The 12092-nt window shown below is 30.6% G+C and carries 12 protein-coding genes; 5 read left to right on the forward strand and 7 right to left on the reverse strand.

Annotation, left to right across the window (positions count from 1 at the left end):
• Nucleotides 1-3: 3 nt before the first annotated feature.
• Complete coding sequence (locus tag AADI82_RS00515) at nt 4-483, reverse strand: winged helix-turn-helix transcriptional regulator (RefSeq protein WP_034045454.1); 480 nt, start codon at nt 481-483, stop codon at nt 4-6.
• Between the two features lie 76 nt (nt 484-559).
• Nucleotides 560-1702: a M14 family zinc carboxypeptidase gene (locus AADI82_RS00520; protein WP_341214513.1), complete on the reverse strand. Its 1143-nt coding sequence runs from the start codon at nt 1700-1702 to the stop codon at nt 560-562.
• A 291-nt stretch (nt 1703-1993) separates the two neighbouring features.
• Between AADI82_RS00520 and AADI82_RS00525 the strand changes: the two genes are divergently transcribed.
• Both AADI82_RS00525 and AADI82_RS00530 read left to right on the forward strand, forming a co-directional pair.
• Nucleotides 1994-2362: a helix-turn-helix transcriptional regulator gene (locus tag AADI82_RS00525; protein ID WP_341214514.1), complete on the forward strand. Its 369-nt coding sequence runs from the start codon at nt 1994-1996 to the stop codon at nt 2360-2362.
• Nucleotides 2363-2399: 37 nt separating this feature from the next.
• Nucleotides 2400-2771, forward strand: coding sequence for a DNA topoisomerase IV (locus tag AADI82_RS00530; protein ID WP_341214515.1), 372 nt, complete (start codon nt 2400-2402; stop codon nt 2769-2771).
• Here AADI82_RS00530 and AADI82_RS00535 read toward each other — a convergent pair whose 3' ends face one another.
• Complete coding sequence (locus tag AADI82_RS00535) at nt 2772-3272, reverse strand: hydrolase (RefSeq protein ID WP_341214516.1); 501 nt, start codon at nt 3270-3272, stop codon at nt 2772-2774.
• A gap of 10 nt (nt 3273-3282) precedes the next feature.
• Entirely contained in the window at nt 3283-4044 is a 762-nt protein-coding gene (locus AADI82_RS00540; protein ID WP_341214517.1) for an MBL fold metallo-hydrolase, read from the reverse strand.
• A gap of 96 nt (nt 4045-4140) precedes the next feature.
• Between AADI82_RS00540 and AADI82_RS00545 the strand changes: the two genes are divergently transcribed.
• Nucleotides 4141-5619 (forward strand): TonB-dependent receptor, encoded by a 1479-nt coding sequence (locus AADI82_RS00545; RefSeq protein WP_341214518.1) that lies wholly within the window; start codon nt 4141-4143, stop codon nt 5617-5619.
• A 48-nt stretch (nt 5620-5667) separates the two neighbouring features.
• On the opposite strand, the gene bcp is transcribed toward AADI82_RS00545, so the two are convergent.
• Nucleotides 5668-6120, reverse strand: a complete 453-nt coding sequence (gene bcp / locus AADI82_RS00550) for a thioredoxin-dependent thiol peroxidase (RefSeq protein ID WP_341214519.1) — start codon at nt 6118-6120, stop codon at nt 5668-5670.
• Between the two features lie 35 nt (nt 6121-6155).
• On the opposite strand from bcp, the gene nth reads away from it, so the two are divergent.
• The gene (gene nth / locus AADI82_RS00555) at nt 6156-6815 is read left to right on the forward strand and encodes an endonuclease III (RefSeq protein ID WP_341214520.1); all 660 of its coding nucleotides are present in this window, start codon (nt 6156-6158) and stop codon (nt 6813-6815) included.
• A gap of 229 nt (nt 6816-7044) precedes the next feature.
• Here the strand turns inward: nth and AADI82_RS00560 are convergent, their stop codons facing one another.
• The gene (locus AADI82_RS00560; protein WP_341214521.1) at nt 7045-7629 is read right to left on the reverse strand and encodes a sigma-70 family RNA polymerase sigma factor; all 585 of its coding nucleotides are present in this window, start codon (nt 7627-7629) and stop codon (nt 7045-7047) included.
• A gap of 234 nt (nt 7630-7863) precedes the next feature.
• On the opposite strand from AADI82_RS00560, the gene uvrA reads away from it, so the two are divergent.
• Nucleotides 7864-10650, forward strand: a complete 2787-nt coding sequence (gene uvrA / locus AADI82_RS00565) for an excinuclease ABC subunit UvrA (protein WP_341214522.1) — start codon at nt 7864-7866, stop codon at nt 10648-10650.
• A 284-nt stretch (nt 10651-10934) separates the two neighbouring features.
• On the opposite strand, the gene AADI82_RS00570 is transcribed toward uvrA, so the two are convergent.
• The gene (locus AADI82_RS00570; RefSeq protein ID WP_341214523.1) at nt 10935-12035 is read right to left on the reverse strand and encodes a DUF3667 domain-containing protein; all 1101 of its coding nucleotides are present in this window, start codon (nt 12033-12035) and stop codon (nt 10935-10937) included.
• Between the last annotated feature and the right edge of the window lie 57 nt (nt 12036-12092).

Here is a 12092-nt window from a genome sequence, read left to right on the forward strand (position 1 = left end):
GAGTTACAACTCATTAAAAATAGAGTGCATCAATCGTTTTTTGTCATTTATACTTTCTTCAAGAGATATCATTGTTTCTGTTCTGTAAACACCTTCAATATCATCTAGCATAAAAATAACTTCTTTTGCATGTTCGGTGCTTCTTGCTCTAATTTTACAAAATATATTGAACTTTCCAGTTGTTATATGGGCTACAGTTACAAAAGGAATGTTACTGATACGTTCTAATACAAATTTTGTTTGAGAGGTGTTATTTAAAAATACACCTACATAAGCTATAAATGAATAGCCTAATTTTTTATAGTCCAATGTTAAAGATGAGCCTCTTATTATACCAGACTCCTCCATTTTTTTTACACGTACATGAACAGTACCCGCAGAAATTAATAGTTTTTTAGCAATATCTGTAAATGGAATCCTTGTGTTATCGATTAACATATCAAGAATTTGGTGATCGATTTCGTCTAATTTAATTTTTCCCATAATTAATTATTCTTAAATAAAAAGCAAAATTAGTACATTTTCAACAAAAAATACATACTAATTTTGCTTTTTATTGTCAAAATAATGCAATTTTCTTTTTATTTATTATTACGAAATCGTTTTCGTTATTAACTTTTACACAATTACCATGTACATCCAACACTTTCGATTTATTAGCGTCAAACTCTTTATGTCCAAAATAATTTGTCAGTCTTTCAATCTTTTCAATTTTAGGTATAAATTCTATTTTACCCTGTATTAATTTTTCTTGATACATAATGGCTATATCTTCTACCTTATCATCATCTGTTTTTGCGTTTCGTATGATAACATCAAAAAAGCATTTTTCATTTTCAGGAATATTAAAATATGATTTATATCTATTTCCATCAATATTGCTATTCGCTATATAATTTAAAGATACTAACAGAGATATATAAATATACTCACGCGTTTTTTCTCTACCATAATCATTATGAAAATGGCCAGCTTCAAACAAAATAGTTGGTATATTTTCGCTTTGAAACGTATCTCCTACACAATTCAAATTAAATGCATCATCATAAACACCTACTTGATTTGGTATTACCTTTTGTAATGAAGCATTCATAACTCCAATAATCTCCATAGCTATTTTTCGATTTGTCGTAAGTGTACAATCTTTGTCTTGTGCTGGTGCTAAAAACGACACTGTAGCAGATTTATTTGTATTTCCAGCACTAAAAATAGTGCGTTGCCCATGAAGATTGTAGCAATAATGAGGCTTAAACTCATTAAAGGCAGCTCTTAAAACTTTACTTTCTGGTTGCGATAAGTTTTGCGCATCTCTATTTAAATCTATTTGATTTGCATTAACTCTAGTGTACGCTAAAGCTCCATCTGGGCTTAAAATAGGAATTATATATATAGTACAGGCATCTAAAATATAGGTAAGAGCAGAATCTTTATCTAAAAGTGTGTTTAAAAGATCGAATATTGCTTTTGTTGTGGTTGATTCATTTCCGTGCATTTGTGACCACATTAATATTTTTTTACTACCACTGCCAATTTTTATTGAATAAATAGGGTTACCTAAAGCAGATTTTCCTATCGTATTTATAGCTATTTTTTTCTTTAAATTATCTAGCAAAAGCTCAATATTATTGTTAGTAATATACCTATGATTTAGATAGCTTTCTTTATGCTTTAAAAACAGTGACCTAATATACTCTATATCCATTGAATTTATTTAATATACAAATGTAAACATTTAGTAATTTACAAATGTAAACATTGGTTTCACCTGTATTTGTTTACATAATTAAACAAAATAGCTACATAGAACTCAACAAAATCAATAATCACAACAACAACTAATTATTTAATTAATATACTTCTCTATTTCAGAATATTAAATAACACTATATAAACTTAAAGATTAATTAATATTCTTTTTTTTAGATTATAAATACCATTATATAAAATATATCGTTACATTTGTAACGTATTTAGCTTTAACTCAAAGTTTACAATGATAAACAACGAAGATTTCGCAAGAAGACTCCAAAAAGTCATAGATTACTACGGTGAATCGGCTTCATCTTTTGCCGAAAAAATTGGTGTGCAGCGTTCTAGTATTTCTCACATTTTGTCGGGCAGAAACAAACCCAGTTTAGACTTTGTTTTAAAAGTGCTTTCCTCCTTTCCGGAAGTTGAATTGTATTGGTTGCTAAATGGCAAAGGAGAATTTCCTTCAAATATAAATTTAGAAAGTATTAAAAGTAAAAATCCTGATTCAAAAATTGAAGACTCATTTCAATCTGAAATTAAAAAAGATAAAGAAATTGAACGCATAATCATTTTTTATTCAGACGGAAGTTTTAAAAACTTTCAGAATTAACAACATTCTTTAGTAGCTTTGCTTTAAAATATTTTTTATGCGTTTACTATGTTTTCTTTTATTGTTTAGCGTTTTTAGTTGTTACGAAACTTCAAGGAATTGTAAAGATTATAAAACAGGTAAGTTTTATAGCGAGGTATTAATAAATGATATGTTATACAAATCCACTTTTGAAAGAACTGAAGATTTACAAATTGAAACCTATAACAAGAATATAGATTCATCTAAACTACGATGGATAAACGAATGTGAAGTTATTTTCAAGACTATTAACCCCAAAAATATGGCTGAAAGAAAAGATGTTCACCTAAAAATTTTAACGACTACAGATTCGTCATATACTTTTGAATATTCTTATGTTGGTGAAACAAAAAAGCAAAAAGGAATTGCTTATAAGATTATTAAATAGTTAATCGAAAGGATATAAAAATGATTCTATCAAACTGAAATTTAATTGTTTATCCTCTGTTATTTCATAAGTTAAAAATAATTCCCCCCAAAATTCACCATCGGAAAAATCAGCAATAATCCATTTATGGTTTAGCATTTTAACTGTGTTAATCAGCATTTTTCTGCCTTCGCTTGCTGCATATGGCACTATAGGATGTTCTCCTTTGATTTCGTTTAGCTTATAAAGTTCATCTTTAATAAATGGAATTAACTCATCTACATTATAGCCATCATTTTCAAAATAACTTATAGCATCTTCATTTCTGTCTAAATTAAAATGTGATAGATTTAAAACTTCATTTTGCATTGTCTCCAAGGAATCTTTATATTTTTCAGATTTCAATTTCTGGTCTTCTAATTTATTGTTCAAATCTTCAAATACACGTTTAGAATTCACATACTGAAACAGCACTAATAATGCCGAAAACACAAATAAATACATAAAAATTCTTTGTTTCATCTTTTACTTTTTATATGGTTAATTGCAAGCCATCGTAGGCAAGAAAAACATTTTCTGGGAGACTTCGTTGCACTTCATCGTGAAAGCCTAATAAATGGCTTATATGTGTAAAATAAGCTTTTTCTGGCTTCACTTCACTAACGAATTGCAAGGCTTCTTCTAAATTAAAATGAGAAATATGAGGCTCTATGCGTAACGCATTAATCACCAAAATCTTAAGATTTTTAAGCTTTTCAACCTCATCATCATCAACTGTTTTTATATCAGTCAAATACGCAAAATCATTAAATCTAAAACCAAAAACTTGGACAAAATAATGATTTGCATTAATTGGTATAACTTCAAGTCCTGATAAACTAAACGGCTTATTTTTAATTACATTTGCTATCACCGTTGGTGCTCCGGGGTATTTGTTTTCAGTTTCAAAAATATAATCAAATCGGTTTTTTATAGATTTAATAACACGTTCGTGAGCGTAAATATTCATGTCACCATTCATGTAACACAAAGGTCTAATATCATCTAAACCTGCAACATGATCAGAATGTTCATGCGTAAATAAAATACCATTAATTTTTTCACATCTACTACGTAGCATTTGTTGCCTAAAATCTGGTCCGCAATCTATCACATAAGCAAAATCATTCCATTCTATCAATACAGATACTCTTAACCGTTTATCTTTTGGGTTTTTACTTAGGCATACTGGATGTTTACTCCCAATAACTGGAATACCTTGAGATGTGCCTGTGCCAAGAAATGTGATTTTCAAAAAAACTAATATTAAATCACAAAAATAAGCTTATTTTTTTGTTTGCTATAGTTATTTAATACCTTTGTAACTATTACTACTAACTCAAAAAAGAATATGGAAATTACCATAAAGGGGGATAAAGAATTTGATGATATTCCGTCATTAAAATCTAAAGCACTACGTATAAATTTAAACGAAAACATTTACGGAACATTTGCTGAAATTGGAGCAGGTCAAGAAACGTGTCGTCATTTTTTTAGAGCTGGTGGAGCATCTGGAACCATAGCAAAAGCAATGTCTGCTTACGATAAAGATTTTAGTGATGCTATTTATGGAATTGAAGACGACAGACGTTATGTAACCGAAGCACGTTTACGTAAAATGCTTTCTCATGAAATGAGTCTTATGGAAAAGCGTATTACACGAGATAAACATCCAAATAAAATATTTTTCACATACGCCAATACCGTTGCTACTATAGATTTTGCAAAAAAATTTAAAGGTCACGGTTGGGTAGGAATTAAATACCAAGTTGAATCTGGTGGTGGGTACAACGAAATAATATTACATGTTCGTTTTAAAGAAACCGACGCTCGTTTACAACAAGAAACTTTAGGTGCTTTAGGAACAAATCTTATCTACGGAGCTTTTTACAAGTATAACGAACCAAAAAAATTACTGCGTTATTTATATGATCATTTAGATAAAGATCAATTAGAAATTGACACCATTAACTTTTCTGGTCCTGTTTTTAAAGATGTAGATAATAGACTGATGAGCTTACAGTTAGTTAAAAACGGTATGACTGATGCCGTTATGTTTGGTCCAGATGGAAACAATGTACTTCCTGCAAAAGTTTTATATAAAAAAAATATTCTAGCATTACGAGGTAGTTTTAGACCTGTAACTAAGGTGAACATGGCTATGTATGAGAAATCGTATGAGATGTTTATTAAAGAAAATAAGGTAAATGCTGATAAAACTGAAGTAGTATTTGAAATAACCTTATCTAACTTGCGGGCAGAAGGCGAAATAGACGAACAAGATTTTATGGATAGGGCAGATTTATTATGCTCGCTCGGGCAATCTGTAATGATTTCCAATTTCCAAGAATACTATAAAGTCGTTGAATATTTCTCTTCATATACAAAAGCAAGAATGGGACTTGCAATGGGTGTTAATAATTTGATTGATATTTTTGATGAAAAATACTATCGCCATTTAAGTGGTGGTATTCTTGAGGCATTTGGTAAATTATTTTTCAAAGATTTAAAAGTATACTTATACCCTATGCTAGATCCAGAAACTGGAGAATTAATAAATAGCAAAAACCTGAAGGTGTATCCGCGTATGAAAGAACTTTACAAATTCTTTAAGTACAATGGAAAAGTAATAGACATTGAAGATTACGACACTAGCATTATGAGCATTTTTTCTAGAGAAATTCTTCAGAAAATTGAAAATGGAGAACGTGGTTGGGAAGATATGTTGCCAGAAGGTACGGCAGATTTAATTAAAGATTATAGATTATTTGGTTATACACGCAAGCCTTTAAAATCTATAACTATTAAGAAAAGGACGGTAAAAAAATAATTACGTATTTAAAAAAGAGCTTTGTTAAACAAAGCCCTTTTTTTGTATCTACTCTAATATTTGAGCTGCGTGATTTTTAGTTTTTACTTTATCAATAACGCGCTCTACTATCCCATTTTCATCAATAATAAATGTTTTTCTGTGAATGCCATCATACTCTCTACCCATAAACTTTTTTAGCCCCCAAACACCAAAAGCGTCAATTACTGTTTTATCTTCATCTGCTAACAAAGGAAAAGGTAAACTAAATTTATTTTTAAAATTAGATTGTTTTTTAGCAGAATCTGCACTTACACCTAATAACTCATAACCTTTTTCTTTTAAAACATCATAATTGTCTCGTAAATTACAAGCTTCAGTGGTGCAACCAGGTGTGTTTGCCTTTGGGTAAAAAAAGACCACTAATTTTTTTCCTTTGTAGTCGCTTAATGAAATTATATTTCCTTGTTCGTCTTTAGCCGTAAAATTAGGAACGGCATCACCTTGTTTTAGTGTGTTCATAGTTATAACTTTGATTTTTATCAAAAATACAACTTATGACTAAAACAGAGAAAGTTAACTTTATTATTAATACACTATATAAGTTATATCCAGAAATCCCCATTCCATTAGATCATAAAGATCCATATACACTACTTATAGCAGTTTTAATGTCTGCACAAAGTACCGATGTTCGTGTAAACAAAATAACCCCTTTACTTTTTGAAAAAGCAGATAATCCGTATGATATGGTTAAGCTTTCTGCTGAAGAAATAAGAGATATTATAAAACCTGTTGGCTTGTCCCCTATGAAAAGCAAAGGCATTTATGGGTTATCCAAAATTCTTATTGAAAAACATAACGGGAAAGTGCCTCAAAGTTTTGAAGCTCTTGAAGAACTGCCTGCAGTTGGTCATAAAACAGCTAGTGTAGTTATGTCTCAAGCTTTTGGTGTACCTGCTTTTCCGGTAGATACACATATTCATCGACTAATGTACAGGTGGAATTTAAGTAATGGTAAAAGCGTGGTACAAACTGAAAAAGATGCAAAACGCCTATTTCCAAAAGAACTATGGAACGATTTACATTTACAAATTATTTGGTATGGACGAGAGTATTCTCCAGCTAGAGGCTGGAATTTAGAAAAAGACATTATTACCAAAACTATAGGAAGAAAGTCTGTTTTAAAAGAATACTATAAACTAAAAAAGTCCTGATGAAACTTATCAGGACTTTTTCAAAATTTAGTTTAGAAGCGCTTCAAACTTCATTTTATTACAATTTATAACACTTAAAGCCTTAGAATAGTTTAGAAGAAAATTAACCGTTTCTTCCTTCGGTTTTAGATCATTTAAGTTTTTAATAGATTTTTCAGAGTAAAGTTTTGCCATTTTAACAAATTATGGGTTATTTATTAAGTAACGCAGCAAAATTTACTTTATTGTACTAGTTTGTTAAAACTATATTATGCTTATCTATTATTTTTCTTAAATTTATTAATGCATATCTCATGCGTCCCAAAGCTGTATTGATACTAACCCCCGTTCGATCTGAGATTTCTTTAAAGCTCATATCATTATAAATTCGCATCATTAGCACCTCTTTTTGGTCTTCAGGTAGTTCATCAACTAAACGCCTTACATCATTTTCTACTTGCTCTTTAATAATGGCCTTTTCGGCATTCAAACTAGTATCACTAAGTACAGAAAAAATACTAAAATCACCACTATTATCAAATTTTGGCATTCTATTATTTTTTCTAAAAAAGTCAATAACTAAATTATGCGAAATACGCATTACCCATGGCAAAAACTTTCCTTCCTCATTGTATGCACCACGTTTAAGCGTACGAATAACCTTAATGAATGTATCTTGAAAAATATCTTCAGTAACATCTCTGTCGTAAACTTTAGAATAAATAAAACTGTAAATTTTTTGTTTGTGCCTTGTTATAAGGATTTCCAAAGCACTTTCATCTCCTTTAATATAGTTGCTAACTAAAATAGCATCAGAAACAAGTTTGTATTTCATAATCATTACTTTAATGCAGCAAAGCAAAATGCCTCATTGCCTGGGGTTAATTTCTTTAAAGTAATGTTATGCTATAAGCGAGAGTCGTTTTTAATTGATAAATCAAATATAACAACAATCATTCCTAAAAAACAAAAAAAATAGATTTTTTTTTAACAATTCATTAAGCTATAATCTATTTTTTAAGCTGATTTACTTATAGTATCTTTGCGAAATTATTCCTTTTAAAAGCTTATGATTACTAATATCGCTGAAGTAAACCCGAAACAAAACATCATTATTAAAGGAGCTAAATTGCATAACTTAAAAAATATTGATGTCGTTATTCCTAGAAATAAATTAGTAGTTATTACAGGATTATCTGGTTCTGGAAAATCTAGTTTAGCTTTTGATACACTTTATGCCGAAGGACAAAGACGCTATGTTGAAAGCTTATCGAGCTATGCGCGTCAATTTTTAGGTCGTCTTAACAAACCAAAAGTAGATTATATAAAGGGGATTGCTCCAGCAATTGCTATTGAACAAAAAGTAAATTCAACCAATCCACGATCAACCGTTGGTACAACAACAGAAATTTACGACTATTTAAAACTACTTTTTGCTAGAATTGGCAAAACCTACTCGCCTGTTTCTGGAAATGAAGTAAAAAAAGATAGCGTTACTGATGTTTTAAAACATTTAAAAACCTTTGCTGAGGGCGAAAAATTATTACTCCTCGCTCCTATACGTTTAGAAGAGGGGCGATTAATGAGCGATAAACTTAAAACTTTAAACCAACAGGGTTATGCGAGGATTAAAGTAAATAACGAGGTTATTAGAATTGATGAAGTAAAAGATATTTCTGAGGATAAAAACATCTTTTTAGTTGTTGATAGAATTATTATTAGAAACGAAGAAGATTTCTTTAATCGCTTAGCTGATGCTGTACAAACTGCTTTTTTTGAAGGCAAAGGCGAATGCATTATAGAAAGTTTATCAAACAGTGAGCAACGCATATTTAGCAACAAATTTGAGTTAGATGGTATTACTTTTTTAGAACCGAATGTACATTTATTCAGTTTTAACAATCCGTACGGAGCTTGTCCAAAATGTGAAGGTTATGGTGATATTATTGGGATTGATGATGATTTAGTAATTCCAAACACAGGATTATCTGTTTACGAAAACGCCATTTTTCCTTGGCGTGGTGAAAGTATGAGTTGGTACAGAGACCAGTTAGTAAATAATTCTCATAAATTCAATTTCCCAATCCATAAACCATATTTTGAACTGAGCGACAACCAAAAACAACTTATTTGGACTGGTAACGAACATTTTGAAGGCTTAAACTCCTTTTTTACCGAGTTAGAATCTAAAGCTTATAAAATACAAAACCGTGTGATGCTATCTCGTTATCGCGGAAAAACTAAATGTAAAACATGTAACGGCAAACGTTTACGTATAGAAGCTAATTATGTGAAAATTGCTGGTGCTACGATTACAGATTTAGTAGAGATGCCACTTGATAAATTGGCAAACTTTTTTAAGCAACTAGAATTAAATGATTATGATACACAAATAGCAAATAGGCTTTTAAAAGAAATTAATAATAGATTGCTATTCCTATCAAATGTTGGGTTAGATTATTTAACTTTAAACAGAAAATCGAATACACTTTCTGGTGGCGAAAGTCAGCGTATCAATCTCGCAACATCTTTGGGGAGTAGTTTGGTTGGTTCTATGTATATTTTAGACGAACCTAGCATTGGCTTACACCCCAAAGACACCGAACGTTTAATTTTAGTTTTAAAACAATTACGCGATTTAGGCAATACCGTTATTGTAGTTGAACACGATGAAGATATCATGAAAGCTGCCGATAGCATTATTGATATAGGTCCAGAAGCAGGAACTTTTGGTGGTCATGTTGTAGCAAATGGCACCTATGATGATATTTTGGCTTCAGATTCTTTAACAGCTCAATATTTAAACGAAACCTTAAAAATTGAAATTCCAAAAACGCGCAGAACATCTAAATATCATATCGATATTATTGGAGCTCGAGAAAATAATTTAAAAAATATTGATGTAAGCTTTCCTCTGGGTGTACTTACCGTTGTTACTGGCGTTTCTGGTAGCGGAAAAAGTACATTAGTTAAAAAGATTTTATACCCAGCATTACAAAAAAAACTAACAGATTTTGGCGATAAACCAGGACAATTTACAAGTTTAGAAGGCAATTTTAGTAATATAAAACATATAGAATTTGTAGACCAAAACCCAATTGGTCGATCCTCTCGCTCAAATCCTGTTACCTACATAAAAGCTTATGACGATATTCGTGCTTTATTTTCAAAGCAAAAATTGAGCACCATAAGAAATTATCAAGCTAAACATTTTTCATTTAATGTAGATGGCGGACGCTGTGAGACTTGTAAAGGTGAAGGTGAAGTAACCATTGAAATGCAATTTATGGCAGATGTGCATTTAGAATGCGAAACCTGCAAAGGCAAACGTTTTAAAAAAGAAGTCTTAGAAGTTACTTTTGCAGGCAAAAATATTGATGATGTTTTAAACCTAACCATTGATGATGCTGTTGCTTTTTTTGATGCTAATAAGCAAACAAAAATTAAAACCAAACTCCAGCCATTACAAGATGTAGGGTTGGGTTATGTAACTTTAGGACAAAGCTCTTCTACCCTATCTGGTGGCGAAGCACAACGTATAAAATTAGCATCGTTTCTAGGTAAAGGAAATAATAAAGAGAAAGCCCTTTTCATTTTTGATGAACCTACAACTGGTTTGCATTTCCATGATATTCAAAAGCTTTTAAAATCCTTTAATGCGCTAATTGAAAAAGGACATTCAATTATTGTAGTAGAACACAATTTAGAACTTATTAAATGTGCTGATTATATTATCGATTTAGGTCCAAAAGGTGGTGAAACAGGAGGCAATCTAGTAGCCACAGGAACTCCAGAAGCTATTATAAAGATTAAAGCTTCAGAAACGGGGGCATATTTAAAAGAAAAGCTTTACTAGTATCATAATTATTTGGGCGTTACCCCAAAAAGGGTCGGGCTTTCCACTATATCTTTTTAAAAACGTCATTGCAAGGATTAAGGACATGACAATCTACAAAATTTTAGTTTCATCAACCTTTATTACACTCAAGTTTTAAAAAGGATGCCGTTTCAATCCCTAACGCAAACCAGTCCGCAGTTGGCAGTCATTAGCACCTCAATCAGTACATATCTGGAAAACGCTTAGATAAAAACAAAATTACTACTTCACGAACCCTTTCATGTGGGGGACACTTATAAAAATCAATAAAACATAAAAGCAAACATTCCCAAAATAACAACTGTTAAAGGTGCCACCAATAACAAAAACAGAAACGACGTTAAGCTTGCTTTAAAAAAGGTTTTAAACTTACCTTGCTTATAAAAACACTTTAATGCTAAATACAGATAGAAAAATGTAGAAAGCGCAACTAACCAATCAATCCAATCTGGAATATCTGCAATAAAGTTTATCCCAATAATTAAACTAAAAACAGTAAATAAAAACGAAAAATAATAAAAACTAAACACCAAATGATGAGCATACAACCCGTGTTTTCTATATAAAATTTTAAGAATTAACGCAAATATCGGTAGCAAAAAAAACATGGCAATAGGAATTGTATCATAAAACGTTTGCAAAATACTTCCACCCTTTCTTGATTTATAAAACTTTAATGCTTGTTTATATAATTGCCGTTTAAAAAGACCTGCATCATCATTCATTCCCATTTCTTTATAAAGCACATTATTAGGCGCATCCAAAGCTATTAAAGAATCAACAGATTTTGTATTAAAATCAAAACTAGCCATAGTATTTTTTCTAAAACCTTCAGCTTCAACTAAAGAATCCATTTGTTCTTCAGAAAATCCATGAATAAATTTATTATCCTTCAAAGTCTTACGGAGTTCAGCACGTGCTACAGAATCTTTTACTTTTTGTTTTGCCAATTGAACAGCTTTTATAGAATCTCTAACATGCTCATCTTCTCTCTTATCAGTTATATTTTCAGTCTTAAGTGTTTTAGCAAGACTTTCATCAAGTATTTGAACTTGACTTTTTTGAATAAAGGAAAACAAAAAGAAAAATACTACAGTAATAAACAAATACATCTGCGCAGGATGTAAATACAACAAGCGTTTTCCTTCAATAAAACGACTAGCTAAATACCCTGGTTTAAATAGTAAAGGAAAAAAGCTTTTAAAAAAGCGTGCATCAAACGAAAAATAGTTGGTTATCGTATTGTAAAATAAAACGCCAATAGTAAGCTCATCTTTTGATTTTTGACCACAATGCGGACAAAACCTAAAGTCTTTTTCAAAATCCTCTTCGCAATTTTTACAAGTTTCGTATTGTTTTTCCATTAAAAAGATTGGTTTCTATAAAAGTAAAAAAAAGTAATTACAAATTTCACATTAGTA

Origin of the sequence: uncultured Wocania sp. (assembly GCF_964021735.1) — a bacterium.
Taxonomy (GTDB): Bacteria; Bacteroidota; Bacteroidia; order Flavobacteriales; family Flavobacteriaceae; genus Wocania_A.